Here is a 25097-nt window from a genome sequence, read left to right on the forward strand (position 1 = left end):
CGCACACTATTAAAGAAAGAAACCTTGAAGGACAAAAATTCTGAAATAACGCCACCTAAAAACACGCTATAATTCCAAGTTTATCAGACTATTAATATTAATCAAGCAAAAAAAAGAGGCTGTCCGGATTTGGGACAGCCTCTGCAGAATATTCTGTTTTCGATTATTTACTTTGCTCGAGCTCCAGTGTTTTGGTTGTAGCATCACAAACTTCGGTAGGACCAAAATACTGGATGGGACCCGGATACACATAGCTGGTTTCAACAGCCCATTTTTCGCGGTTTTCCGCCAATTTCAGGAATGGGGCAGCATCCAGTTCAACCAGCGCTTTCTGAATCACTGGCTTCATGTGTCCGTGACGACGCTCCATGTTCATCATCATGGTAATCGGAACACCACCGGCAATCCACTCATCAGCCGGTTTCGTTGTATTTCGTACGGAAGACATGTAGCCTGTCTTACCGTTTCCAATCAGAACGGATGCGGTTGAACCGAGTGAGTAGCAATAATCAGCGTCAAAATTCGACGGTGCTGCGCAACGGCCTTCGTAACCGAAGAAGTGGTTCTGAGCAGAGAAACTGCCTTTGTAGAAACCTTCTTTCTTCATTTCTGCCAGACGAACATCTACCATCTCAATCAACAGCTTTTCCGTCTCAATTTTCGAAACCTGTACGTTTCCGTGCGGGTCACGATCGAGTGTCAACTGCTTGGCAATTCCTTCCGGAAGTGAGGCAAACACTTTCGATGAAGCTTCACTCAATTTGCCAATAACGTACTCGCGTTTCTCTGCGTCGGTAGCCAGCGCTTTGAAATCGTTGGCTGATTGTTGTCCTTCGGCGAGCAAATCATTCAGTTCGGTAATCAGGGTTTTCATTTCCGGAATGAACTCAATCAATCCTTCCGGAACCAGGACAACACCGAAATTGTGATCGTCTTCAGCGCGACGGGCAATCACTTTGGCAATGTAATCAACGATTTCGGCCAGGGTCTGCTCTTTTTCTGCCACTTCTTCCGAAACCAGGGCAATATTCGGCTGTGTCTGCAACGCACACTCCAATGCGATGTGTGAAGCAGAACGTCCCATCAATTTGATAAAGTGCCAGTATTTTTTTGCTGAATTGGCATCGCGCATGATGTTACCGATAAGCTCGGAATATACTTTAACAGCTGTATCGAAACCAAACGAGGTCTCAATCATCTCATTTTTCAGGTCACCATCAATGGTCTTCGGACAACCAATCACCTGGATTCCGGTTTCCTTCTGCAAGTAATATTCAGCCAATACACAGGCGTTGGTGTTGGAGTCATCGCCTCCAATTACAACCAGCGCGTTAATGTTCAACTGCTTGCAAATCTCAACACCTTTATCGAACTGAGACTCTTCTTCGAGTTTGGTACGACCGGAACCAATGATATCGAAACCTCCTGTGTTACGATACTCGTCAATAATTTCGTCGGTCAGTTCCATGTATTTGTGGTCAACCAATCCGCCGGGACCACCCAGAAAACCATATAATTTGTTTTCAGGATTCAGTTTTTTCAAACCGTCATAAAGACCAGAAATTACATTGTGCCCGCCGGGAGCCTGACCACCGGAAAGAATAACTCCGACATTCATCACCGGAAGGGAACCGGCGTCACCACCTTCTTCAAAGGTAATAAGCGGCATGCCGTAAGTATTCGGGAAGAGTTTCTGAATCTCTTCCTGATCGGCAACCGATTCGGTTTTCTTTCCTTCGACCACTTTTACTGGTCCTTGTAAAGCTTTGGGTAACTTGGGAGCGTATTTTGATCGCTCAAATTGTAAAGCACTTATAGCCATCCTACTTGATTATTTAGTAACAGGTTAATACTATCCAAAAAAGCAGCGTAAAATTAACGGATTATCGCTAGTACACCAAAGTCTGGGCCTGAATTATAGGAAATTTAAAGTTTAGTTTTCATACCAAACAAAACAAGAGACCTGAACCAGACCTCTTGTTTAGAATCACTATTTTTTATCCGAAAAATCAGTTGGTAAAGAAATCGAAAACGTTACCTAATTTACTGCTGGGAACACCATAAAATTCGGTGTAAGAACATTTGCTACAGGTGACCGAAGTAAACTTCCGGCCTTGTACATCAAATATTTTTGACCAGAAACCGCCGGCTACCCGAATTTCACCTACATCGTAGTAACGGTTTCCACATTTTGGGCATACATATTTATTCCTGCTCATTATTCTTTTGATTATCGGTTAATGTTTGATTATTCTTTTTGGCAGGACTTCTGCCTGCCTTTCTCAATTCGTGATGTAAAAGGTATTCGATCTGTGCGTTGGTGCTACGAAATTCATCCGATGCCCATTTTTCCAACGCATCGTAAGTCTCCGGATCAATCCTGAGCACGAATGATTTTTTCTTAGCCATACAAATTTTTTAATACAACGAGCCTGCATTCAGTACCGGCTGTGCTGCTTCATCTGAACAGAGCACAACCATCAGGTTACTCACCATACTCGCCTTTCGTTCGTCATCCAATTCAATAATGTCTTTTTCTTTTAGCTCATCCAATGCCAGCTTCACCATCCCCACAGCGCCCTCAACTACCTTGGTTCGCGCAGCCACAATTGCTGTTGCCTGCTGGCGACGCAGCATGGCTCCGGCAATTTCGGAAGCATAAGCCAGGTAATTAATCCGCGCTTCATGGATTTTAATTCCGGCTATGGAAAGGCGTTCCATCAGCTCCTGCTCCAGCAAATCATTCACTTCTTCGCCTCCTCCTCTCAGTGTGATTTCGGCATCCTCATCTTCGAAGTTATCATACGGATAATAACCAGCCAGTTTTCGTATGGCGGCCTCGCTCTGAATATCAACAAACTGTTCATAATTATCAACTTCAAAAGCAGCTTTGTAGGTATTTTCAACTTTCCAAACCACCACAACTCCAATCATCACCGGATTTCCAATTTTATCATTCACTTTTATCGGATCCGAATCAATATTTCTTGCCCTCAGCGAAATCTTCTCTTTTGTAAAAAACGGATTTGCCCACCAAAAGCCATTCGCTTTAACGGTTCCTTTATAAGCACCAAAAAGTACAAGAACAGCGCTCTCGTTAGGAGCAACAATCAGGAAGCCGGGCATTATCAGTATGAATAACACGATACCAATAATTCCGGGAACCAGCATCAGTCTCGTAAAAGAGAAAACCGACAACGCTAGTATAACCAGGGCGAGGAAGAGATAAAGGTACCCCGACATGGGCTTAAATGATTTTTCCATGATTTTAAGATTTGATTTATGATATCATAAAGATATCACTTTTATTTCACTTTAAATATGAAAAGGGCAAAAAAAAGTCCACCGAAGCGGACTTTTAAATCGTTTAAAGCGAGATTTAATTAAGGTTCAGTTCTACCTGTGTATCACCTGAACTCAAAACTGTGTATTGCTTAGCAAAGCTTAAAATATTGTCGACGGTTTCCTGGGAAGGGCTGTACTTACAAGATTCTTCTTCGCTTTTTAGATTTTCTTGTTTCATTTCCTTATGCCCTTCAACCTCCGTTTTTTCCTTTGATTCACCTAAATCTGTTTCAAAAAGGAAATCAAAATAAAGAGTAAAAATTTCGTCCATAGGCAAATTATGAGTGTTTAATATTATGATTGCTTTGTCTTTAAAACGAAAGGGGATGACATTTTATTGCCATCCCCTTTGAATTTTTTTCTTCTTTTTTTAATCATTACGAAAGTGTCAAATTCAACTGTCGTTCTTCAATCAGTTTTCTTAGGTTAATCAAAGCGTAGCGCATCCTTCCGAGTGCTGTATTTATTGACACTCCACTGTGCTCCGCAATTTCCCGGAAGCTGAATCCAAGATAGTGACGCATGATGACAACCTGCCGCTGATCGTCAGGCAATTCATCAATTAAGTGACGAACTTCGCGAAAAATTTGTTCGCTTACCAGGTCATCCTCGATGTTCATGTCGGAGAATTTCGGGCTATTGAAAATATCCACTTCTGACTCGTCATTTGATACCGTACTCAGGTGCTTCTCTTTCCTGAAGTAATCGATAATCAAATTGTGAGCAATACGGATAGCCCAGGATACGAATTTACCGTTTTCGGTATACCGTCCTTTTTTTAGCGATTGAATAACTTTGATGAAAGTGTCCTGGAAGATGTCTTCAGCAACCGCATGATTCTTCACGATCATAAAAATGTACGTGTAAATCCGGTTCTTGTGACGTGTAATCAGGATTTCGAGACATTCGTGTTCGCCATCTACAAATTTCTGAACGAGCGCATGGTCGTCCAATTGCTTTATTTCTACCATAACAATATAGGGTTGGTTCTCAGGGTAGAAATATTTCGATAGGCGTGTCTCCTTTTTTAAATTGGTTAATGACTAATTATTAACTTTGCAGACGTCAAATATAAATTATTTTTTACAAATATTAACATTAGACGATTTTTTTTTCACTTTTTTTCATTCCAATGATCTCAGAACCTACTGAATACATCGAAATAAAAGGCGCTCGCGTCCACAATTTAAAGAACATAGATTTAAAAATTCCCCGCGGTCGGTTCATTGTCATCACCGGACTTTCCGGTTCCGGGAAATCGTCGCTGGCATTCGACACGCTGTACGCGGAAGGTCAGCGAAGGTATGTTGAGAGCCTCTCCAGTTACGCACGGCAATTCCTGGGACGTATCGATAAACCCGAGGTTGATTACATCAAAGGAATACCACCGGCCATTGCCATCGAGCAAAAAGTAAATACGCGAAATCCGCGTTCAACAGTTGGTACGTCTACCGAGATATACGATTACCTGAAACTGCTCTTTGCCCGTGTGGGAAAAACCATTTCACCCGTTTCCGGGAAAGAAGTTTCAAGGCATCAGGTCACCGATGTGGTCGATTTTATTTTATCGTACCCGGAAAAAACCCGCGTGCTGATATTGTCGCCGCTCCACGTTAAAAAAGACAGATCGCTGGAAACCGAAGCTGATTTGCTCCGGCAACAAGGATTCACACGTCTGGAAATTGACGGCGAAATTACCCGGATTGATGACCTCCTGAATGATCCGAAAAAACTAAAGACAAAAAATGATATTCATATTGTGATTGACCGGATTGCGGTTTCCCGAGACGAAGACACACAAAGCCGGGCCGCGGATTCGGTGCAAACTGCTTTTTACGAAGGCAAGGGCGAATGTGTCATCAAAGTGCTGGTCGATGAGAAAACCGTTACCGAGCATTTCTCGAATCGGTTCGAGGCGGATGGAATTGAATTTGAAGAGCCGTCGATGCACATGTTCAGTTTCAATAATCCCATCGGTGCGTGCCCCACGTGCGAAGGATACGGTAAAATCATCGGTATCGATGAGGATTTGGTGATTCCGAACAAGTCGCTGTCCATATACAACGATGCCATTGCCTGCTGGAAAGGCGAGAAAATGAGTGAATGGAAAGAACAACTGCTCTTTAATGCTGAGAAATTTGATTTCCCCATTCACAAACCTTATTACGAGTTAACCGAAGAACAGCGACATCTGCTTTGGACCGGCAACCGCCATTTTCATGGCTTAAACCGGTTCTTTAAATACCTCGAAGAAAAGTCATACAAAATACAGTACAGGGTCATGTTGTCGCGCTACCGCGGAAAAACAATCTGCCCCGATTGCCGCGGAACCCGCTTGAAGAAAGAAGCGTCTTACGTAAAAGTCGCCGGAAAATCCATCCAGGAATTGGTGGTAATGCCGGCTACCGAACTGCAAAAATATTTTTCGGGTATCAAGCTGAAAAAACACGAACAAAATATCGCGGGCCGGTTGCTTACCGAGATCAACAACCGCCTTTCTTTTCTCTGCGATGTTGGCCTTGGTTACCTTACTTTAAACCGCTTGTCCTCTACCCTTTCGGGTGGAGAATCACAACGAATTAACTTAGCTACTTCACTGGGTAGCAGTCTGGTTGGCTCGATGTACATTCTGGATGAGCCGTCCATCGGTCTGCATTCGCGCGACACAACCCGCCTCATCAATGTCCTCAAAAAACTCGAGGAACTGGGTAATACGGTGATTGTGGTCGAACACGATGAAGAAATCATTCGTGCCGCCGACGAGATCGTCGATATCGGTCCGTTGGCCGGAATGCACGGAGGTGAAATTGTTTTCCAGGGAAACCACAAAAAACTGGCCCAAGAAGGAACCAGCCTCACAGCAAAATATCTCACAGGGGAAGAAGAAATTACGATTCCGGCCAAACGACGCTCCTGGAATAATTTCATCGAAATAACCGGCGCCCGCGAAAATAACCTGAAAGGCATTGATGTGAAATTTCCATTGAATACCATGACAGTGGTAACCGGCGTTAGTGGATCCGGAAAATCATCGCTGGTGAAAAATATTCTTTTCCCGGCCCTCGTGAAATATTACGGGGGTTACGGCGAACGAACCGGGGCACACCAAAAAGTTGACGGCGACATGCACTTGCTAACGGGAATTGAGTTTGTCGACCAAAATCCTATCGGGAAGTCGTCACGCTCAAATCCGGTTACGTATTTGAAAGCCTACGACGAAATCCGGAAATTGTTTGCTGACCAACAGGCGTCAAAAATCAACGGATTTAAAGCGTCGCATTTTTCTTTTAACATCGATGGCGGACGTTGCGAGGAATGCCAGGGTGAAGGTGTCATCAAGGTGGAAATGCAGTTCATGGCCGACATCTCGCTGACCTGCGAAAGTTGTGGAGGAAAGCGTTTCAAGCAAGATATCCTGGAAGTTCACTACCGTGACAAGAGTATCTATGACATTCTGGAGATGACCGTTAACCAGGCGATCGACTTTTTCAGTGAAAAGGCTAAAACTGCAGAGAAACGTATCGTGAAAAAACTGCGCCCACTCCAGGATGTGGGACTTGGCTATCTGAAACTGGGACAATCGTCAAGCACCTTATCGGGAGGTGAAAGCCAGCGTATTAAGTTGGCGTCTTTCCTGGCAAAAGAAAAAGATACGCCTACCCTTTTTGTATTTGATGAGCCGACAACCGGACTTCATTTCCATGATATCCGCAAGTTACTCGATGCATTTAATGCACTGATATCAAGAGGACACAGCATTATTGTGATCGAACACAATCTGGATGTCATCAAGTCGGCGGACTGGATTATCGATTTGGGACCGGAAGGCGGCGACAAGGGTGGCAACATTGTTTTCGAGGGAACACCTGAAAAACTGGTCACGTGTAAAGAGTCGTATACCGGCGAGTACCTGAAACCGAAACTTCATTTGAAGTAACGATAAACTCAACCGGTCATTGTGCAAATTCACTGACCGGTTTTTTCTTTTCCTCCGCTTCCTCTTCCTGGTGTTTGTTCAATAGCTTCACTTCCCGCAAGGTAACGAAAAGCACTATGCAAGCTGAAACAAAATCGGAAACGGGACCAGCCATCCAAACACCGGTCAAATCGAAAAACTTGGGTAAGATGAAAAGTAACGGTGTAAGCACAATGACCTGCCGCAAAAGGGTCAGAAACATGGCGATTCCGGCTTTCCCAATGCTCTGAAAATAACTGGAAACAATCACCTGATAACCGACCACCGGAAGCATTAAAGTAAAGATACGAAGTCCTTTTACCCCGATTTGAAAAAGCTCCTTGTTTTCGTTATTGAATAACCGGATGATTTCGCCCGGAAAAACCTGAACAAAAATAAAGGATATCACCGCTACCCAAGTGGCCGATTTCATCGCCAGAAACCAGGCTTCTTTCACGCGGTGGAACTGTTTAGCTCCGTAGTTAAACCCAACGATGGGTTGCATAGCCATATTAATGGCAATCATCGACATGATAATCATGATGACCACCGAATTGATGATACCCATCGCCCCGACAGCGACATCCGAACCGAACCGAATCAGCTGTGTATTGAAAGTTGCCTGTACCAGACTAGCTGCCAACTGCATTGCAAATGGCGCCATTCCAATAGACAAAATCCGGAAAATAATAACCGGCTCCAGTTTCAAGTTGGGAAGATGGAGTTTAACAATCGATTTCGAACCAGTGAAATGGTGAAGCACCCACAATGTCAGTAGAATCTGCGAAATCACCGTGCCAATAGCCGCTCCTTGAACCCCCATCTTCAAACCGAAAATAAAAACTGGGTCCAGCACCAGATTCGTTCCGGCACTCAAGAGCATGGAATACATAGCAATTTTTGCATTGCCTTCTGACCGAATGATATTATTCAGCGAAAATCCGACAACCTGAAAGATAGTTCCCAGCAGGATAATATTCAGGTAATCGTTCGCGTAGCCGATGGTTTCGCCGGTTGCCCCGAACAGATGTAACAACGGATTCTTTACGATGAAACCAAGAACTGAAACCAGCACCGAGACAATTACCATCAGCGAAAGGCCATTGCCCAGCACCTTTTCCGCCTGACGATAATCTTTTTTACCAAGATTGATGGAAATTCGGACGCCTGCTCCTACGCCAATCAGCATACCAAATGCTGCTATCAGAATCATAATCGGGAAAATGACTGAAAGCCCGGACAGCGCCAAAGCTCCTACTCCCCGACCAATAAAAATCCGATCGACAATATTGTACAAAGCATTCATCATCACACCGATGAAAGCCGGCACGAAATATTGCCACATCAAACGGCCAATCTTTTGTTGCTCAAGGTCTCTGGTTGCTTTTTCGGGCATTGGGTTTTATGCTGGTTTAGTTTGATTACCTTAAAATGCTTCTATTTTGAAAGCGCAAATTTAGGGATTATATCCTGTAAATTCTGTTATTGAAAATTCTCTTTCAACCCAACACCTATTTCCACTTTTGTAAAAGTTATATCTTTGTCGACGAAGAAGAGATGTTAACCATGGGAAAAGATCCGCAAAAAAAGAAGGTACTGAACAATCTTCAATCAGAAGACTCGCTGCTCGTTATTAAAACCATTAAGGAGCTGAGGGAAACCGGAAACAGCAGTTACATTCCGGTGCTGATTGAGTTGCTTCATTCAACCGATAATCCGGAAATCAGGCAGAAAATCATCCGGTTACTGGGCGAACTGAAATACAGCGATGCCATTCCACGCATTGTTGACGCCATCCAGGACAAAAAGTATGCATCCGAACTGAAAGAACTGGTATCGGTGTGCTGGGAGAACGGCCTCGATTTTAGCCAGTATCTCTCGCTGTTCGTCGATCTGGTCATCGAGTCGGAATTTATGGTGGCATTCGAAGCGTTTACCGTTATTGAGAATATGAGCGGTAAAATTGATGACGCCTACAAAGCCGAACAGGTGGAGAAAATAAAAGCAGCGATGGAAACAGCGCCCGCCGAAAAGATGTCGTTACTGGAGGATTTGGAAAAGATTATTCCGGAGATCCGGGAACAGACCGAACAACAATTCTAAGAAAGCAATACGCTCAAATAAAAAGAAGCTGCCCGAATTGGACAGCTTCTTTTGTTTTATGTCGAATAACAATTATTCATTCACATTATTGGAGAAATATTTCATGAACTGAGCCCGTTCGTAAAGCACCGGGTTAGGCAGATTGGAATAACTCAACCGGCCACGGAATTCATCCAGGCTCTTGAAATTCCACTTTTTCATGAATTTCTCGAGATAATCCACCATCTCTTTCACTACCGGAATGCCATTTACGTACATCGCCGAACAAACTTGTCCAACGGTAGCACCAGCCAGCAATTGTTTCACCAAACCTTCGCCGTCATGAATACCGGTAGAGGCAGCAATGTCGATTCGCTTCAGGGTACCGGAAATAATTCCCACCCAACGGAGCGACTGACGAATATCTGCTGGCGAACTGAATACCTCCGCTGCTGAAATCGCGAGTTTATCGAGGTTGATATCCGGTTCGTAAAAACGGTTAAACATCACCACGCCGGCAGCACCGTGTGCATACAACCTATCGACCATGCTCACCAGGTTGGAGAATTGCGGACCGATTTTCATCGCTACCGGAATGTTGACCACTTTTTTCACTTCGGTCAGGATTTCGAGATAACGCTCTTCAATCTCCTCCGATTTTACCTTACGATCGGTCGGTACGATAAATGCGTTCACTTCCAAAGCATCGGCACCAGCCTTTTCAATCTCGCGGGCAAATCCCATCCACTCATTCCCCGATACGCAGTTGATACTGGCGATAATCGGAATGGAAGTTGCCTCTTTCGCGGCTTTCACCAGCTCGATATAGTGATGCAGTGTATTGTCATGCAAATAAGTACGGATATAATCCTCCGCCTCGGGATAAGCCGTATTCTGTAAATCCTTGCTCAGCAAGACATTTACCTCATTGTTGATTTGCTCTTCGAACAAAGACTTCAGGACCACAGCTCCCACACCATTTTTCTCCATTTCCACAATTTTCTCAACGGAGTTGGTGAGTCCCGAACTTCCGGCTACCAGAGGATTCTTCAGGTTTAGCCCTAAATAGGTTGTTGTAAGATTTGCCATTCGGAAAATTTTTATAAATCGATTTTTTGGTTTAAGATTCAGTTATTCTGATAATTTCGTTCACCGAAAATATTGCTTCCAATGCGCACCATGGTACTGCCCTCCTCAACGGCTAGCTTGTAATCGCCCGACATTCCCATTGAAATTTCACTGAAATTCGGCGCCTCATTAAAATACGTTTTTTTCAGATGCCCAAAGATAGTCGAAAGGCTCTTAAATTCCCTGCGAACCTGATCTATATCATCGGTAAAAGTAGCCATTCCCATCACACCGTCTATCCTCACAAATTGTAGATTTTTAAACTCCTGTGAACTTAACATATCTTCGGCTTCTTCCAGGTCCAAACCAAACTTGGTTTCCTCTTCGGCAATATGAAACTGAAGAAGGACACGAAGGACACGCTCCTGTTTCCGTCCTTCTTTATCGATGGCTTTCAACAACCGGAAGCTGTCGATACCATGGATGAGCGAAACGAAAGGTGCAATGTATTTAACTTTGTTTCGCTGCAGATGCCCTATCATGTGCCACTCAATATCTTTGGGAAGTGATTCGTATTTCGCTACGAGTTCCTGTACTTTGTTCTCTCCAAACATCCGGTGTCCCGTCTGGTACGCTTCCATTATGTCTTCGTTCGGTTTCGTTTTGGAAACAGCCACCAGTTTAACATTTTCCGGTAACGATTTTCGAATTTCAGTCAGCTGCTCAGCAATACTCATGCAAACAAATTTTTCCTTCAAAGTAAGAAAAAATAATCGTCCCTTCGGGGATATCTTTTCTAAAACAGCCGGCTACTTTGCCCGTCCGGCTTAACGATAATTGACGTGTACAATTTTTTTTAACTTTACCACACCCAAATCGGGCATAATTAAAAGCCGCAGGCAATTTATGAAAAAGCTGATTCTCCTGATTTTGAGTGTGTTTTTTGTTATTCAACTTCAGGCTCAACCCAATAATTACCCGAATGAAGTTTACCTCGGTGTGAAGGGCGGTACCACCTTTTCACGAGTACGGTTTTACCCTACCGTGAAACAGGTAATGCTGGAAGGTTATTCCGGTGGTATTGTTTTTCGTGATATTTCGGAGCCTCATGTCGGGCTTCAGGTGGAGCTGAACTATTCGCAGCGTGGTTGGAAAGAACATACCGATGCCGGTGTCGATTACGAGCGACAGCTTGATTATTTTGTGTTGCCCATGATGACCCATGTGAATATTGGCAACAAAGGCTTCCGTTTTTTTATCAACCTCGGCCCATCGGTTTCCTATTTGTACACTGACAAAGAGACATTCAATCCGCCTGCTGATGCCACTTACACTCCGAACGATTACTACGGAAAGCCCGTCGATACCGGCTTCGACTTTCAGTTTGTCGGTGGACTTGGATTCGAATGGCGGTTTAAAAACGGCAACGGTTTGATGTTGGACAGTCGTTTGTATTACAGCTTGCCGAGTTTGTTCGATCCGAAAAAATCGACCTACGATGCATCTCAATTGCAAACCATTGAAGTAACCATGGCTTACCTCTTCCGGTTGAACAAACACAAGAAAAAGAAGGAATAAGAAATTGAATTACATAACACAAAAAAGGTGGCCTAAATGGTCACCTTTCTTTTTATATCCTTGTTTGATTTTTAATCCAGTTCGTGAATTACCAGGCCTGAACGCAGTTTCGGTTCGAACCAGGTTGTTTTGGGAGGCATGATATTTCCGGTATCAGCAATATCAATCAACTGCTGCATGGAAACCGGATAAAGGGCAAAAGCCACTTTCATTTCACCCGAATCGACACGGCGTTTCAACTCACCTAATCCGCGAATTCCACCAACAAAATCGATACGTTTATCGGTACGCAGATCTTTAATTCCCAAAATTTTGTCAAGAACCAAATCGGACAGAATGGTTACATCCAGCACACCAATCGGATCGTTGTCGTCATAACGTCCGGAACGGGCTACCAGTTTGTACCATTTGCCATTCAAATACATGCTGAAGGTATGCAGATTTTCCGGTTTGAAAATGTCAGTTCCCATTTCCGACACCTCGAAATCCTCTTCCAGCTTGGCCAGCAATTCTGCTTCTGTCAAGCCATTCAAATCTTTCACTACGCGGTTGTAGTCAATAATCTGAAGTTGATTGTCGGGAAAATGAACTGCCAGAAAAAAGTTATACTCTTCGTTGCCGGTATGATTCGGATTATTCTGCCGTTTTTCGTTTCCTACCAGCGCTGCAGCTGCCGTCCGGTGGTGACCATCGGCGACATAGGTTGCCGGAATTTCAGCGAACAACTCCACAATCCGGTTGATGGTTGCTTCATCATCAATCACCCAGAAATGGTGTCCGAATCCGTCTTCTGCCACGAAATCGTACTCAGGCTCATTTTCCTTCACAATTTTGGCTACGATATCATCCAGTTCCTGAATGGCCGGGAAGGTAAAGAATACCGGTTCCACGTTGGCGTTGGTATTGCGCACGTGTTTCATTCGGTCTTCTTCTTTGTCTTTCCGCGTAAGCTCATGTTTTTTGATAACACCATTCATGTAGTCGTCAACCGAAGCAGCACCTACAATTCCGTATTGCGTGCGGCCATTCATGGTTTGGGCATAGATGTACAGCTTATCTTTTTCGTCTTGTACCAGCCATCCTTTTTCTTTAAAAAGATGGAAATTCTCGACAGCTTTATCGTAAACCGGCTCGGTATGTTCATCGGTTCCTGCCGGAAAATCAATCTCAGGTTTAATGATGTGCAACAGCGACTGAGGATTTCCCTCGGCTTCTTTCCGGGCTTCTTCCGAGTTCAACACATCGTATGGGCGGGAAGCTACTTTTTGAGCCAGTTCCCGGGGCGGACGCAGTCCTTTAAAAGGTTTTAAAACAGCCATATCGTTTATAATTCGAACTAATAATTATTCCACTTCATATCTTTCAACACAACTGTCAGTTCACCTTGAAAGTTGTATCTCCTTTTTGAAAAAAGCCTACAATCTGCGATGCAGCAGCTGTTCCGGCATTGATGTTAGCTTCGGCAGTTTGCGCTCCCATTTTTTTGGCGGTGAACAACACCCTTCCGGGGAAACGTTGTTCCAATACCTCCCGATTATCCGGGGCCACATCGGCAGCATAACAGAAGTCTTCGCGCTCTTCCAGTACTTTCTCCAAATCATCTTCTTTGATGATCTCTTTCCGCGCCGTGTTGACCAAAAGAGCTCCTTTCGGCATCATCATCATCAGATGATGATTAATAATTCCGCGTGTTTCGTGATTGCTGGGAATATTCAGCGAAATGATTTGCGACGAAGAGAACAAATCTATCGGGCCATCAGCGTAATGGATGCCTTGTTCTTTAGCTTGTTCCGGACTCAGCGTCGGGCTGCAACCTGTAACATCCATGCCAAAACCTTTGGCAATTCGGTGCAAATGCAGCCCTATGTTACCGTATCCCATGATACCAAATGTCTTTCCAAAAAGCTCGGTGCCGGCTGTTCCGTTAAAACCGTTCCGGACCAGGTTCAGCAACAGACCAAATGTCAGTTCGGCTACAGCATTTGAATTCTGTCCGGGAGTATTCATCACAACAACTCCCTTTTGGCTTGCCGCTTCAATATCGATGTTATCATAACCGGCTCCGGCACGAACCACAATCTCCAATTCGGACGCTGCATTCAGCACCTCTGCGTCGCACTTGTCACTCCTGACGATTAAAGCGTTCGCATCAGCCACTGCCGCTAAAAGTTCTGCTTTATCCGAATATTTTTCCAGCAACTGCCATTCAAACCCCGCTGCTTCAACAATCGCCTTCATCTGATCAATCGCCTCACTGGCAAAGGGTTTAACAGTTGCTACCAATACTTTTTTCATGTTTGAGTCAGTTTTTTGTAAACACACGAAAAGGTACGGCTACCAGCGGAGGTAATCAATGATCGAAATCAATGATTCAGATCACGAAAAAGGCGTGAAAGATTCACGCCTTTTCCAGTTTTTTATCAGTGTTTGGCTTCAAATTCTTTCATCGCCTCAACCAATACTCCCACGCTTTCAATCGGCATGGCATTGTATATCGAAGCTCTGAATCCACCAACACTTCGGTGGCCTTTGATACCAACAATATTGTGTGCAGCTGCCACTTCGAGGAATTCTTTTTCAAACTCTTCGAAACCCGGAGCCATCACAAAGGTTACGTTCATCCGTGAACGATCTTCCGGATTTGGAATATTCGGAACAAACATCTTGTTGCGATCCAATTCATCATACAGCAACTTAGCTTTCGCGATGTTTTTCTTCTCCATTTCCTTAATGCCACCATTCTCTTTCAACCAGCGAAGCGTCATCAATGCAGCAAATACCGGAACTGTCGGAGGCGTATTGAACATCGATTCTTTGTCGATGTGCGTGCGATAATCGATCATCGTAGGAATCGGTCGATCAACTTTACCCAGAATATCTTTCTTAATGATAACCAGGGTAACACCCGACGGAGCGAGGTTTTTCTGCGCACCAGCGTAAATCACATCATATTTTTTGATGTCAATCGGACGGCTGAAAATATCGGAAGACATGTCGGCAACAATACGAGCCGGAACATCGAGGTCTTCCAGAATTTCGGTACCGAAAATGGTGTTATTGGTGGTAATATGGAGATAATCAACATCCGAAGGCACTTCGTAACCGCGAGGGATGTAGTTGAAATTTTTGTCTTTTGACGATGCTACTTCAATAACCTCTCCGTAAAGTTTTGCCTCTTTGATGGCTTTGGAAGCCCAGGTTCCGGTATTCAGATAAGCAGCTTTGGTTTTCATCAGGTTGAACGGAACCATGTAAAACTGCGTGCTGGCACCTCCCTGAAGGAACAAAACTTCGTAATCTGCCGGTACCTCCAGAAGTTCTTTCACGAGGTCCCTTGCTTCATCCATTACCGCAACGAACTCTTTGCTACGGTGCGAGACTTCCATTACCGATAATCCGGTTCCGGCAAAATTCATTACGGCTTCGGCAGTCCGTTCTTTTGTGAATTCGGGCAGGATGGAAGGTCCTGCGTAAAAATTATGCGTTTTCATAGTAGAGGAATATTGAATTGTATTTTGAAACTAAAAAATTGAGTACTGTCATTCAAGTTAGCACGACCCGTTCTCCACTCCATTAAAAATCAAGAATTCAAGTAATTATAAAATACTGAAGAACGTATTTCAGGTCACTTTTCTTAAAGACTGTAAAATTATAACAAATATGAATTTCCTGACAATTATCAGGATAAATGATCTTAAAATTTACAGTATTTTAAATCAATCAATTTAAATAAATGGCAATTTGACCACTTTTGCTTTCAATTTCTTATTTCGTACCCGGATAAAAATTTCCGTTCCGAATTTGGTATAACCGGTTTTTACGTATCCCATGCCAATACCGATGCCACGAACCGGCGACATACTTCCGGAAGTGACTTCTCCAATTACTTCATCTTCTTCATTCACGATTTCGTAACCATGACGGGGAATACCGCGATCGATCATTTCAAAGGCCCGCAAACGACGGGTAACTCCTTCTTCTTTCTGGCGGGCCAGCACATCTTTGTCGATGAAATTTTTCTCATCGGTGAATTTTGTAATCCAACCCAATCCGGCTTCAATAGGCGATGTGGTATCGTCGATGTCGTTTCCGTACAAGCAGTATCCCATTTCCAGACGAAGCGTATCGCGTGCGCCCAGTCCAATCGGTTTGATACCTTCTTCTTTACCGGCCTCGAAAATAGCGTTCCAGATAGCTTCAGCATCCTTGTTATTGAAATAAAGCTCGAAACCTCCAGCTCCAGTATAACCGGTTGCGGAAATAATCACATCCGAAACTCCGGCAAATTCGCCTACCGTGAAGGTGTAAAATTTGATGGATGATAAATCGACTTTCGTCAGTTTCTGGAGAATGCCGGTTGCTTTGGGTCCCTGGATAGCCAGCTGACTAATTTCGTCGGAAGCATTCAACATTTCTGCTTCTTCGGTATTTTGGCTAACCAGCCATTGCCAGTCTTTTTCGATGTTGGCCGCGTTAACCACCAGCAGGTATTTCTCCGGCTCGAAACAATAAACAATTAAATCGTCCACAATGCCGCGTTTCCCGTTAGGTAAACAAGAATACTGCGCTTGTCCCGGCTCTAATTTTGATGCATCGTTGGAAGTTACCTTTTGAATAAAGGCCAACGCCTTTGGACCAGTTACCCAAAATTCGCCCATGTGCGACACGTCGAAAACACCTACACCATTGCGCACGGTCATGTGTTCGTCCTTAATTCCGGAATATTCAATTGGCATTTCGAAACCAGCAAACTCAACTATTTTAGCCCCGTTGCTGTTATGAATGTCGAAAAATGCGGTTCTTTTCATTTCGCTGCTATTTTACATTTGCCCGAAGAAACGATGAAAAGAACTTAGTATGTGAACCTTGCATCGCACTTCTATTTTTGTTTTTACAATATCGTCTTGCTGTGATGTAGACAAAGCTAAGCATTTTTCCTGCCGGGAAAGCTGAAAATTATCAACTTGACATAAGGTTCTTTTCATTGTATATTTGATTAACTAATTTACACTTGGTAGAATATTCCCGTAAAAGAGAAAACATGGCATATACAGACCTGAATTACCTGCGTAATGTGACGGGCGGAGAACCCGAAATTATCCGTGAAATGATAGAATTATTTATCAGCCAGATTCCGGAATTTTCCGAAAACCTGAATAACTATCTGGCTGAAAAGAAATATCTCGAACTGGGGAAAGAAGCGCACAAAGCCAAGTCTTCCGTTCTGGTGGTCGGAATGGAGCAGCTCGGAAAAGACCTGAAGACACTCCAGCTTCTAACACTTGACGGCAAAGGCGAAGAAACCTATGCCGACTACGTCAAAGAGTTCGACAAGCAATGCAATGCTGCGGTGGAAGAACTAAAACAGGAACTGGACAAACTATAACAAAAAGCTACGGATGAACCGGCGTCATATGTAATACATCGTCGGCAAAATGCCATGTCGCTTTCTCAACCTGCGGAACAGCTCCCGAGGTGAGTTTGCATGCGATGGTGTGCACACCGGCTTCCGGAAATGCTTTCTTCACCTTTAAGTTGGCTGGCGTTCCGATTTCGGAAAACATTTTCAGCTCAGCTCCCACGTCAACCGTTGGGTCCTGGTGCTCCTCATCTTTGTAATAATAGCCCAGAAAAACCGGACATTTTACCTTAGCAAATGTCGATCTCTTCATTCCGGCATCGAGCAATTGCTGGAGATAAACTGTTGCTTCAGCCCGGTAGCGTGTGTACCAATATTGCCCGATTTTACTGTTCGGATCATCTCCGGTAACGCGGTATTTCCCTCCGTAAACCAAGCGCGCAATCTGCAGTCCCCAGGGTTTCGATAAGATGAGGCCGGCTGATTTCTGGCGTATTTTAATATTCGGAGAATAGAGAATCAGCGCATCGATCATTTCGGGAAAGTTAGCATCCAGCATTAAACTCAAAGTTCCACCGGTAGATGTACTCATGATAATTACCTTCTTTCCCAGTCGACTGGCAATCACCAAAGCTTCTTTTGCCGTTTCGTAGAGGTTGTCCGGCGTCATATCCAAGAGCGGCTCTTTTGTTACCAGCCCATGTCCCGCCAAGCGGGCAAAATAAGTGTTGCAACCATATCGCTTCGCGAAATCGGCATTCACAGGATAACCTTCGTAATAGCTGGCTGAAAACCCCGGAAGATAAAGCAGCACATATTCCGTTTTTTGATGTACCGAATCGCTGGCCCAAATGATGCGGGCTTCATTGTCGGGCTTCGTCTTTACCGACGATTCCTTTTTATTCACATACCATGCGACAGAATCCAGCGAAACCGGAACCTTCGGCAGGGTATTATCCAGTACCGGCTTTGGCATCACCGGCCCCAACAAATACACAATCACCAGAGCGGCGATAACCAAAAATGGAATGTATCTTTTCTTCATCCTTTGCGTGATTCTTAATTCAACAGCAATAATAATCAAATACCTGTTACATTGCCTAATGAACGTAAAAATAGGGGTTACATAACCCCATTTACCCCGTAGGACAACCCCGTCGACGAAGTGAATTACTGCGTGCACGCGATGAATTACCCCGACAAAAGGGTCGTTCCACTTCGTTGACGGGGTCTTTTACTTCGTGAATGGGGTTATGATACCCCGCCTACGAGGTAATTTACCGCGCCAACGAGGTCCGGTCACTGCTTCTCCGGAGTATTTATCCCCACCGACGTGGTTATAAATCCCGCCAAAGGAGTAATTTACTGTACCGGCCCTATAAACAATCCCGGTACCACGCATAAAACGAAAGTATAACCAGTCTCTTTACTATTCCGGACTGACATTTGTTCCACCGGAGTTCTACTCTTCGAACCGGATGATGGCTGTTCGTTCGCGGCCGTTCATCAGGATTTCCAACTCATTTTTAAAACGAACATGTTTGACGAAGTTGCTTTCCCAAACCACTTCCTGCTTTTTTAGAATATCGAGATTCAAAAAGTTTTCTTTCGTTTTATGAGGGACCGAAAAATACCCCACATTCATTGACGTAACATTGTGGAAGAAGTGTGAGCCCAAAGAAGCATCCAGCGGGAAATCGGGCAATCCCATTTCGATAATTACCCGCGCATTGTTGATGTTGGCCCAGATGACCGGAATACCCGTGTAAGGGTCGCGTGTTCCCCAGCGGCCTGGACCAATCAGGACAAACTTCTTCCCTTCTTTTCCCAAACGGTTATTCACTTCCTGAATTTCTTTGGCTATCGCTCTCGTTTCCGTCCGGTCGAAAGTATCGGTATCGACGTAAACCACATCGTGTATCTCTTCAATCCGGCCGTGTCCCATCCCCCTGTGGGAGACCATCAATGTATTTTCTTCATCCAAGGCTCCCAAATCGATGGTGATTTCTTCCTCCTGACGAATGAGCGGTTTTATCTGTAGCAAATAGAAAGTTGGTAAACCATACTCGCCATTCTCCAGTTCCATAGAATATTCCAGCTCGACCGGTGAACCCATGGCCTGTTTAAAGAGATTTAGCAGTAACTGAAGTGTATCGGAAAGCGGGAGGTGATCGTATTTCAAAATATTGGCGAAATCGATCACCCGCGGTCCCTTTTGATCAATCCCCGGAATCAGATAATCATTTTCCATGTCATACGTCGAAGCACAGTGCGTCAAAACACCATCTTTTTCGGCTTCCGCCATACGATACTGTGTAATCGCAGCATCTTCGCCGTCCCGAGTCAGATCAAATGAGTCGCGGGTCATATCGATGGCATAAAACTCGCGTTGCGAATCCCGGACCATGTCGTGAACGGAACTGTTATTCAGGTTCGGATATTTAGGACAAAACCGGAAAGCCTTCTCCCCTCCGACGACCAGCATTCCCAAACCAATACCGGCTACCGCGAAACCATCCTCCGGCTCCATGTAAGAGTAGGGATAGTAATTAAACGACTGAGCCACTCCGCTGATGGTCGGGTAAAACTTTTCGTTGCGCTCGTGCCCCACCACTTCCTGGATGATGACCGCCATTTTCTCCTCTTCGATTTTGTAATTGATGGCTTCGAAGTATGAAATCGCATCGGGGGTAAAGATGGATGAATAGACCAACTTCACAGCCGTCATCAGTTGCTCAAAACGAACATCCACATCCGGATGATTATTCGGAATCAGGTAAGTGGAATAAACTCCCGAAAACGGCCGCAACAGCGAATCCTCAAACAAGCCGCTGGAACGGATGGCTAACGGCCGATCCATTCGTTTAATGTACTGAAAGAGCCGCTCTTTCAATGTCATGCTCAATTCGGCTTCCAGGAACTTCTCGCGAATGACATTGTAATCGTGATGATGATACGCGACATGATAAAGGTTATTCAGTTCCAGAAATTTGTCAAACTCGATTGCGCCAATTATCGCGGTAGCAGGAAGACGAATATTGATTCCCGGAATCAGCTTTTTCAAATCGAGGTTTTCGATCAGGTTACTGATGAAAGCCAAACCACGTCCCTTTCCTCCAAGAGAACCTCTTCCGAGCCGGACGATATAACGGTTTCCTTTTACCAACTGCGGATCGAAATTGACAATTCTTCCCCGGTTTTTCTTTTCCCTGACTTTGGCAAATACATTCAAACACAAATCGCGAATGCGGCTCGGATCATCGAAATCTTCCACGCGATAAGGCAACAACTCTTCTGCCATATTAATCTCACCGCGTGCCATCAACCAGGTTGAAAATGCATTCTGCTTTGCATGATAAACCAGCGACTCAACCGGAACTTTGATGATCAACTCCTCGAATTCGTGAAGATTTCGTGCAACAGCTATTTTTTCGCCTCTCCCGTTCCGGAAAACGAAATCACCGAATCCCAATTTATAGTTGATGAATTCACTGATATCCAATGCCAGACTGTCAGAGTTTTTATTGATGAAGTCGGCTCCGATATCTTTCGCCCGTTCTGCATTGGTTATATCGTGCGACTGTAACAAAATGGGAATGGGGAACCGGAGCGTCCGTTTCACATACTTCAACAGTTCCACTCCCGCATCTTCATCATCCACCCCATTCTTCGCAAATTTCACATCCGAAATAACGCAAAGCAGGTATTCACGGTAGTTATTAATGATTTCCAAAGCATCTTCGTAGGTACTCACCAGCAGCAGTTTCGGACGGGCACGCATTTTCAGAATCATGTGCAATTCATCTGTCGATTCATCCGATACCAGGCTTTGTGTTTGCGTCATCACGCTGGTATAGAGCAACGGCAGATACCGAGAATAATACTTCACCGAATCCTCCACCAGCAAAATAATGCGGACATTACCCAATTGCGTATCGCGCGCCACATTCTTCTTGTCCTCGATGTATTTAATCATGGCCATGAAGACGTTGGTGTTTCCGTTCCACACGAAAACCCGGTCGATAGCGGGAACACCCTCAGCAGCCGAATAGAAATAGGCAAGGTCGCTGTTGTTGTTAACCAAAAGAAGAATCGGAATGCGGGCCTTCACAAAGTGAATATCCTCGGCCGTGCGCAACGGAGCTTCCTTGTCCACTCCCGCCATGATAATCACCATATCGAAGTGGCGTGTGTTCAGCACCTTCAATGCCTCCTCTGAATTGCTAACACTGGTAAAACGGGGTGCTGCGTACAAATTCAACTGAAGGTATTCACCAAAGATTTTATCAGAAAATTGCCCTTCCCGAACAATCGAATATGCATCGTAATGCGTAGCCACCAGGAGAATCTCCTTCACTTTGGTTGGCATTAGTTCCTGAAAAATGTCCCGGTCGGTTTTTCTTCTTTTGTAAATGGAAGAGAGTGAAATATTATCGAACTTACTCATTCGCCATAGGTTAGATTTACCAACAATTATTGGTAACTCGATTCAACAATGAACAACTCCGTCCCTTCCACGAAAGTGTTGCTTCGCTTCATGGTTCCGGAATTGATTTGGTTGAAAATAGCGAAATTTTTACCCTTATAAAACAAAAAAGGAGGCCGAAGCCTCCTTTTCAATGGTATGTTGTTGATACTTTATTCAACCACCCATGTGTTTCCACTGGTCAACAGGTCGTCAACGCATTTAATCTTTGCTGTCGACTTCACCTCTTCAATCTGGGCAACCATGGCCTCATCATAAGAAGGACCTGGCACGGCACGGATGACTCCCATAGCTACCGGGAAATCGGGAAGTGCCATGTTAATCAGCAGTTGATGAACGAATCCGTTGGGTTCTGTTACATCGTGAACCAGAATATCGTCGCGGGTAACACCGTCTTCACCAATTTTTACCACTTTCAGACGACCACACTCCAGGACCAAACCTTTGTCTTCGTTCTCACCGAAAATCATCGGCTCACCATGCTTCAGCATCAACTGGTGTTCCTTTTTCATCTTCGGATCGGTGATGGCTGCATGAATTCCATTGTTGTAAATCATACAGTTCTGGAGTACTTCCACCACCGAGGCGCCTTTGTGTTTGGCGGCTTCTTCAAAAATTTCCTGACTCAGTTTGATGTTGTTATCCACCGAGCGGGCGAAGAAAGTTCCGCGGGCACCCAACACCAACTGTCCCGGAACAAACGGATCTTCGACTGTTCCGTAAGGTGAAGTTTTGGTTACAAAACCTCTGTCGGAAGTTGGAGAGTACTGTCCTTTCGTCAAACCGTAAATCTTGTTGTTAAACAAGATGACATTGATGTCGATGTTACGGCGAATCAGGTGAATGAAATGGTTTCCACCGATGGCCAACGCGTCACCGTCGCCGGTGATTTCCCAAACACAGAGATTGGGATTGGCACATTTCACACCGGATGCCACCGCAGCAGCACGTCCGTGGATGGTATGAAAACCGTAGGTACTCATATAGTACGGAAACCTGGAAGAACATCCGATTCCCGAAATGACTGCATAGTCTTTATGCGCAATGTTCAGTGAAGCCATTGCCTTTTGAATGGCATTCAAGATGGCATGATCGCCACATCCCGGACACCAGCGAACTTCATTCTCGCTTTTGAAGTCTTTTATTGTTAATGCTAATTCTTCGGCCATTGTTATTCCTCCAATAATTGTTCAAACTTCTCGCACAATTCATGAACCGTAAACGGAAGTCCTTTGACCTTATTGAATTGTTCGTATTTGAAATCGGGTTCTTTATCACGGAGATAGGCTGCAAACTGTCCCATGTTCAACTCGCAGACAATAATCTTCTTAAACCGGCTGAATATCTCGTGAACATTGGCCGGAAGCGGATTGATGTAATTGAAGTGCGCCAGACCGATTTTATGATCGAGTGAGCGCATTTCACGAACCGCACTTTCCATGTGTCCAAAGGTACCTCCCCAGCTTACAACCAGCAGGTCGCCTTCCTGTTCTCCACATACTTCCAGTTCAGGAACCATATCGACAACACGCTTAACCTTCTCTGCACGAATTTCAACCATCTTCTGGTGATTTTCCGGATCGTGACTGACGTTACCCATCAGGTCTTTCTCCAAACCACCGATCCGGTGCTGGAAGCCGTCCATTCCAGGATATGCCCACTCGCGTGACAAGGTTTTCTCGTCGCGGGCATATGGTTTGTATGTTTCTGCATTTTTAGCGATGCGAGGCGTAATCGTAGGCATATCGGCCATTTTCGGAATTCTCCACGGTTCCGAACCGTTTCCGAGGAATCCGTCGGTCATCAGAATAACCGGCACCATTCTTTCCAAAGCAATTTTAGCTGCATGGAAAGCATAGTGGAAACAATCGGACGGTGTGGAAGCAGCCAATACAACTACCGGGCTCTCACCGTTACGGCCATAAAGTGCCTGCAGCAGGTCTGATTGTTCTGTTTTGGTCGGCAAACCGGTTGAAGGTCCACCACGTTGAACGTTCACCAGCACCAAAGGTAACTCGGCCATTACGCTCAAGCCCAATGCTTCTGATTTCAAAGCCAAACCGGGGCCGGAAGTAGAAGTTACCGCTAAATCACCGGCAAATGCAGCTCCGATAGTCGTAGAGATTCCGGCGATTTCATCTTCTGCCTGAAACGTTTTTACTCCTAAATCCTTGCGGGCCGAAAGTGCCTGTAGCACCTCAGTAGCGGGAGTAATAGGATACGAACCGAGGAAAAGTTCCAGATTGGCCTTTTCTGCAGCAGCAAGCAATCCCCAGGCAGTAGCAAGGTTACCGTTGATATTCCGGTAAGTACCATGTTCAATGGCCGCCGGATGCACGATGTACCTCGGCGTCATATGCTGCATATTCATGCCGTAGTTCCAGCCACTTCTCAGCACTTTAAGGTTGGCTTCCACCACCTTCGGCTTCTTCTTAAATTTATTCTGAATGAAGCTCTCCATGTAGTCCATCGGACGAGCAAACATCCAGCTTACCAAGCCCAGTGCAAACATGTTCTTGCTTCGCAGAATACTTTTGTTGTCAAGACCGAAATCTTTCAACGCTTCCCTCGTAAGGGTAGTTATAGGAACCGGAATCTTGAAATAATCATCCAGTTGTAACTCCTCAAACGGATTGTCCGTGCTAAATTTTGCCTTCTGAAAATTCTTCTCCGTAAAACTGTCCTGGTCGTAAATGATCGTCCCTCCGGGGCGCATAAACGGCGCATTTGCTTTTACGGCTGCAGGGTTCATGGCTACCAGCACGTGGGCGTAGTCACCCGGTGTGGTCACCCGGCGGGTTCCGAATTGTACCTGGAAGCCCGACACGCCGCCAACGGTTCCCTGCGGAGCGCGTATTTCTGAAGGATAATCGGGGAATGTCGAAATATCATTCCCAATCAGAGCAGAGGCATCCGAAAACAACGTTCCGGTTAACTGCATCCCATCTCCTGAGTCTCCTGAAAACCGGATGGCTACCTCTTCAAGTTCAATAACTTTTGTTTCCTTAGACATAATTACGAAAACTTATGTTCGACAGGTTTATCCACTTACGAAAAACAATTTTTAAGGCATATTTTATATCAATTCCTCAAAAAAATTAACCGCAAGAGAAAGGATTATAAACATATGCGACAAATTTAATGATTAAAGGCTATCAGCGACTATGACATTCGACTTATTTCGCCCATAATATTAACTTTGGTAGTAAATTAAAATCAATACA

The 25097-nt window shown here is 44.7% G+C and carries 21 protein-coding genes; 4 read left to right on the top strand and 17 right to left on the bottom strand.

All coding sequences use genetic code 11. The features are described from left to right. Positions 1 to 163 precede the first annotated feature (163 nt). From AC060N_RS15305 to AC060N_RS15330, 6 genes are all read right to left on the bottom strand, one after another. Positions 164 to 1822, bottom strand: a complete 1659-nt coding sequence (locus tag AC060N_RS15305) for a diphosphate--fructose-6-phosphate 1-phosphotransferase (RefSeq protein ID WP_463237454.1) — start codon at positions 1820 to 1822, stop codon at positions 164 to 166. 187 nt (positions 1823 to 2009) lie between these two features. Next, positions 2010 to 2219 (bottom strand): zinc ribbon domain-containing protein, encoded by a 210-nt coding sequence (locus tag AC060N_RS15310; RefSeq protein WP_463237456.1) that lies wholly within the window; start codon positions 2217 to 2219, stop codon positions 2010 to 2012. Beyond that, positions 2206 to 2409, bottom strand: coding sequence for a type II toxin-antitoxin system antitoxin (locus AC060N_RS15315; RefSeq protein ID WP_106541730.1), 204 nt, complete (start codon positions 2407 to 2409; stop codon positions 2206 to 2208). Before AC060N_RS15315 ends, AC060N_RS15310 begins: the two co-directional genes overlap by 14 nt. 9 nt (positions 2410 to 2418) lie before the next feature. Next, entirely contained in the window at positions 2419 to 3264 is an 846-nt protein-coding gene (locus AC060N_RS15320) for an SPFH domain-containing protein (protein WP_106541731.1), read from the bottom strand. A 115-nt stretch (positions 3265 to 3379) separates the two neighbouring features. Further along, positions 3380 to 3616: a hypothetical protein gene (locus AC060N_RS15325; protein ID WP_479524590.1), complete on the bottom strand. Its 237-nt coding sequence runs from the start codon at positions 3614 to 3616 to the stop codon at positions 3380 to 3382. Positions 3617 to 3722: 106 nt separating this feature from the next. Then, complete coding sequence (locus AC060N_RS15330) at positions 3723 to 4316, bottom strand: RNA polymerase sigma factor (RefSeq protein WP_106541733.1); 594 nt, start codon at positions 4314 to 4316, stop codon at positions 3723 to 3725. Between the two features lie 161 nt (positions 4317 to 4477). On the opposite strand from AC060N_RS15330, the gene uvrA reads away from it, so the two are divergent. After that, complete coding sequence (gene uvrA / locus AC060N_RS15335) at positions 4478 to 7282, top strand: excinuclease ABC subunit UvrA (protein ID WP_479524591.1); 2805 nt, start codon at positions 4478 to 4480, stop codon at positions 7280 to 7282. A gap of 16 nt (positions 7283 to 7298) precedes the next feature. Here uvrA and AC060N_RS15340 read toward each other — a convergent pair whose 3' ends face one another. Further along, the gene (locus AC060N_RS15340) at positions 7299 to 8696 is read right to left on the bottom strand and encodes an MATE family efflux transporter (RefSeq protein WP_479524592.1); all 1398 of its coding nucleotides are present in this window, start codon (positions 8694 to 8696) and stop codon (positions 7299 to 7301) included. Between the two features lie 89 nt (positions 8697 to 8785). On the opposite strand from AC060N_RS15340, the gene AC060N_RS15345 reads away from it, so the two are divergent. After that, positions 8786 to 9403 carry a HEAT repeat domain-containing protein gene (locus AC060N_RS15345; protein ID WP_479524593.1) on the top strand — a complete coding sequence of 206 codons (618 nt, stop codon included), beginning with the start codon at positions 8786 to 8788 and terminating at the stop codon, positions 9401 to 9403. A 72-nt stretch (positions 9404 to 9475) separates the two neighbouring features. Here AC060N_RS15345 and AC060N_RS15350 read toward each other — a convergent pair whose 3' ends face one another. After that, positions 9476 to 10471 carry a dihydroorotate dehydrogenase-like protein gene (locus tag AC060N_RS15350; RefSeq protein WP_479524594.1) on the bottom strand — a complete coding sequence of 332 codons (996 nt, stop codon included), beginning with the start codon at positions 10469 to 10471 and terminating at the stop codon, positions 9476 to 9478. A 38-nt stretch (positions 10472 to 10509) separates the two neighbouring features. After that, entirely contained in the window at positions 10510 to 11187 is a 678-nt protein-coding gene (locus AC060N_RS15355) for a YggS family pyridoxal phosphate-dependent enzyme (RefSeq protein WP_479524595.1), read from the bottom strand. Positions 11188 to 11356: 169 nt separating this feature from the next. On the opposite strand from AC060N_RS15355, the gene AC060N_RS15360 reads away from it, so the two are divergent. After that, entirely contained in the window at positions 11357 to 12028 is a 672-nt protein-coding gene (locus AC060N_RS15360) for a porin family protein (protein WP_479524596.1), read from the top strand. A gap of 71 nt (positions 12029 to 12099) precedes the next feature. On the opposite strand, the gene AC060N_RS15365 is transcribed toward AC060N_RS15360, so the two are convergent. The 4 genes from AC060N_RS15365 to gcvT form a co-directional block, all read right to left on the bottom strand. Then, positions 12100 to 13347, bottom strand: a complete 1248-nt coding sequence (locus tag AC060N_RS15365) for a DUF1015 domain-containing protein (RefSeq protein WP_479524597.1) — start codon at positions 13345 to 13347, stop codon at positions 12100 to 12102. Positions 13348 to 13402: 55 nt separating this feature from the next. Continuing rightward, a complete protein-coding gene (locus tag AC060N_RS15370; RefSeq protein WP_479524598.1) occupies positions 13403 to 14323 on the bottom strand; it encodes an NAD(P)-dependent oxidoreductase in 921 nt (306 codons plus the stop codon). A gap of 125 nt (positions 14324 to 14448) precedes the next feature. Then, positions 14449 to 15519 (bottom strand): 3-phosphoserine/phosphohydroxythreonine transaminase, encoded by a 1071-nt coding sequence (gene serC, locus AC060N_RS15375; RefSeq protein ID WP_479524599.1) that lies wholly within the window; start codon positions 15517 to 15519, stop codon positions 14449 to 14451. Between the two features lie 234 nt (positions 15520 to 15753). Beyond that, positions 15754 to 16836, bottom strand: coding sequence for a glycine cleavage system aminomethyltransferase GcvT (gene gcvT, locus AC060N_RS15380; RefSeq protein WP_479524600.1), 1083 nt, complete (start codon positions 16834 to 16836; stop codon positions 15754 to 15756). A gap of 233 nt (positions 16837 to 17069) precedes the next feature. Between gcvT and AC060N_RS15385 the strand changes: the two genes are divergently transcribed. Then, positions 17070 to 17414, top strand: a complete 345-nt coding sequence (locus AC060N_RS15385; RefSeq protein WP_106541744.1) for an Hpt domain-containing protein — start codon at positions 17070 to 17072, stop codon at positions 17412 to 17414. Positions 17415 to 17421: 7 nt separating this feature from the next. Here AC060N_RS15385 and AC060N_RS15390 read toward each other — a convergent pair whose 3' ends face one another. The 4 genes from AC060N_RS15390 to AC060N_RS15405 form a co-directional block, all read right to left on the bottom strand. Beyond that, entirely contained in the window at positions 17422 to 18432 is a 1011-nt protein-coding gene (locus AC060N_RS15390; RefSeq protein ID WP_479524601.1) for an alpha/beta hydrolase, read from the bottom strand. 417 nt (positions 18433 to 18849) lie between these two features. Next, positions 18850 to 21834, bottom strand: a complete 2985-nt coding sequence (locus tag AC060N_RS15395; RefSeq protein WP_463237526.1) for a PEP/pyruvate-binding domain-containing protein — start codon at positions 21832 to 21834, stop codon at positions 18850 to 18852. 191 nt (positions 21835 to 22025) lie between these two features. Next, positions 22026 to 23042 carry a 2-oxoacid:ferredoxin oxidoreductase subunit beta gene (locus AC060N_RS15400; RefSeq protein ID WP_106541747.1) on the bottom strand — a complete coding sequence of 339 codons (1017 nt, stop codon included), beginning with the start codon at positions 23040 to 23042 and terminating at the stop codon, positions 22026 to 22028. 2 nt (positions 23043 to 23044) lie between these two features. Then, positions 23045 to 24886 carry a 2-oxoacid:acceptor oxidoreductase subunit alpha gene (locus tag AC060N_RS15405; RefSeq protein ID WP_479524602.1) on the bottom strand — a complete coding sequence of 614 codons (1842 nt, stop codon included), beginning with the start codon at positions 24884 to 24886 and terminating at the stop codon, positions 23045 to 23047. Positions 24887 to 25097 lie beyond the last annotated feature (211 nt).

It is taken from the genome of Prolixibacter sp. DSM 2831 (assembly GCF_056493735.1).

Excerpts from the sequence above, each read along its gene's own strand:
- AC060N_RS15305 (WP_463237454.1), bottom strand. The coding sequence starts at position 1,822 with ATGGCTATAAGTGCTTTACAATTTGAGCGATCAAAATACGCTCCCAAG.
- AC060N_RS15310 (WP_463237456.1), bottom strand. The coding sequence starts at position 2,219 with ATGAGCAGGAATAAATATGTATGCCCAAAATGTGGAAACCGTTACTAC.
- AC060N_RS15315 (WP_106541730.1), bottom strand. The coding sequence starts at position 2,409 with ATGGCTAAGAAAAAATCATTCGTGCTCAGGATTGATCCGGAGACTTAC.
- AC060N_RS15320 (WP_106541731.1), bottom strand. The coding sequence starts at position 3,264 with ATGGAAAAATCATTTAAGCCCATGTCGGGGTACCTTTATCTCTTCCTC.
- AC060N_RS15325 (WP_479524590.1), bottom strand. The coding sequence starts at position 3,616 with ATGGACGAAATTTTTACTCTTTATTTTGATTTCCTTTTTGAAACAGAT.
- AC060N_RS15330 (WP_106541733.1), bottom strand. The coding sequence starts at position 4,316 with ATGGTAGAAATAAAGCAATTGGACGACCATGCGCTCGTTCAGAAATTT.
- uvrA (WP_479524591.1), top strand. The coding sequence starts at position 4,478 with ATGATCTCAGAACCTACTGAATACATCGAAATAAAAGGCGCTCGCGTC.
- AC060N_RS15340 (WP_479524592.1), bottom strand. The coding sequence starts at position 8,696 with ATGCCCGAAAAAGCAACCAGAGACCTTGAGCAACAAAAGATTGGCCGT.
- AC060N_RS15350 (WP_479524594.1), bottom strand. The coding sequence starts at position 10,471 with ATGGCAAATCTTACAACAACCTATTTAGGGCTAAACCTGAAGAATCCT.
- AC060N_RS15355 (WP_479524595.1), bottom strand. The coding sequence starts at position 11,187 with ATGAGTATTGCTGAGCAGCTGACTGAAATTCGAAAATCGTTACCGGAA.
- AC060N_RS15360 (WP_479524596.1), top strand. The coding sequence starts at position 11,357 with ATGAAAAAGCTGATTCTCCTGATTTTGAGTGTGTTTTTTGTTATTCAA.
- AC060N_RS15365 (WP_479524597.1), bottom strand. The coding sequence starts at position 13,347 with ATGGCTGTTTTAAAACCTTTTAAAGGACTGCGTCCGCCCCGGGAACTG.
- AC060N_RS15370 (WP_479524598.1), bottom strand. The coding sequence starts at position 14,323 with ATGAAAAAAGTATTGGTAGCAACTGTTAAACCCTTTGCCAGTGAGGCG.
- serC (WP_479524599.1), bottom strand. The coding sequence starts at position 15,519 with ATGAAAACGCATAATTTTTACGCAGGACCTTCCATCCTGCCCGAATTC.
- gcvT (WP_479524600.1), bottom strand. The coding sequence starts at position 16,836 with ATGAAAAGAACCGCATTTTTCGACATTCATAACAGCAACGGGGCTAAA.
- AC060N_RS15385 (WP_106541744.1), top strand. The coding sequence starts at position 17,070 with ATGGCATATACAGACCTGAATTACCTGCGTAATGTGACGGGCGGAGAA.
- AC060N_RS15390 (WP_479524601.1), bottom strand. The coding sequence starts at position 18,432 with ATGAAGAAAAGATACATTCCATTTTTGGTTATCGCCGCTCTGGTGATT.
- AC060N_RS15395 (WP_463237526.1), bottom strand. The coding sequence starts at position 21,834 with ATGAGTAAGTTCGATAATATTTCACTCTCTTCCATTTACAAAAGAAGA.
- AC060N_RS15400 (WP_106541747.1), bottom strand. The coding sequence starts at position 23,042 with ATGGCCGAAGAATTAGCATTAACAATAAAAGACTTCAAAAGCGAGAAT.
- AC060N_RS15405 (WP_479524602.1), bottom strand. The coding sequence starts at position 24,886 with ATGTCTAAGGAAACAAAAGTTATTGAACTTGAAGAGGTAGCCATCCGG.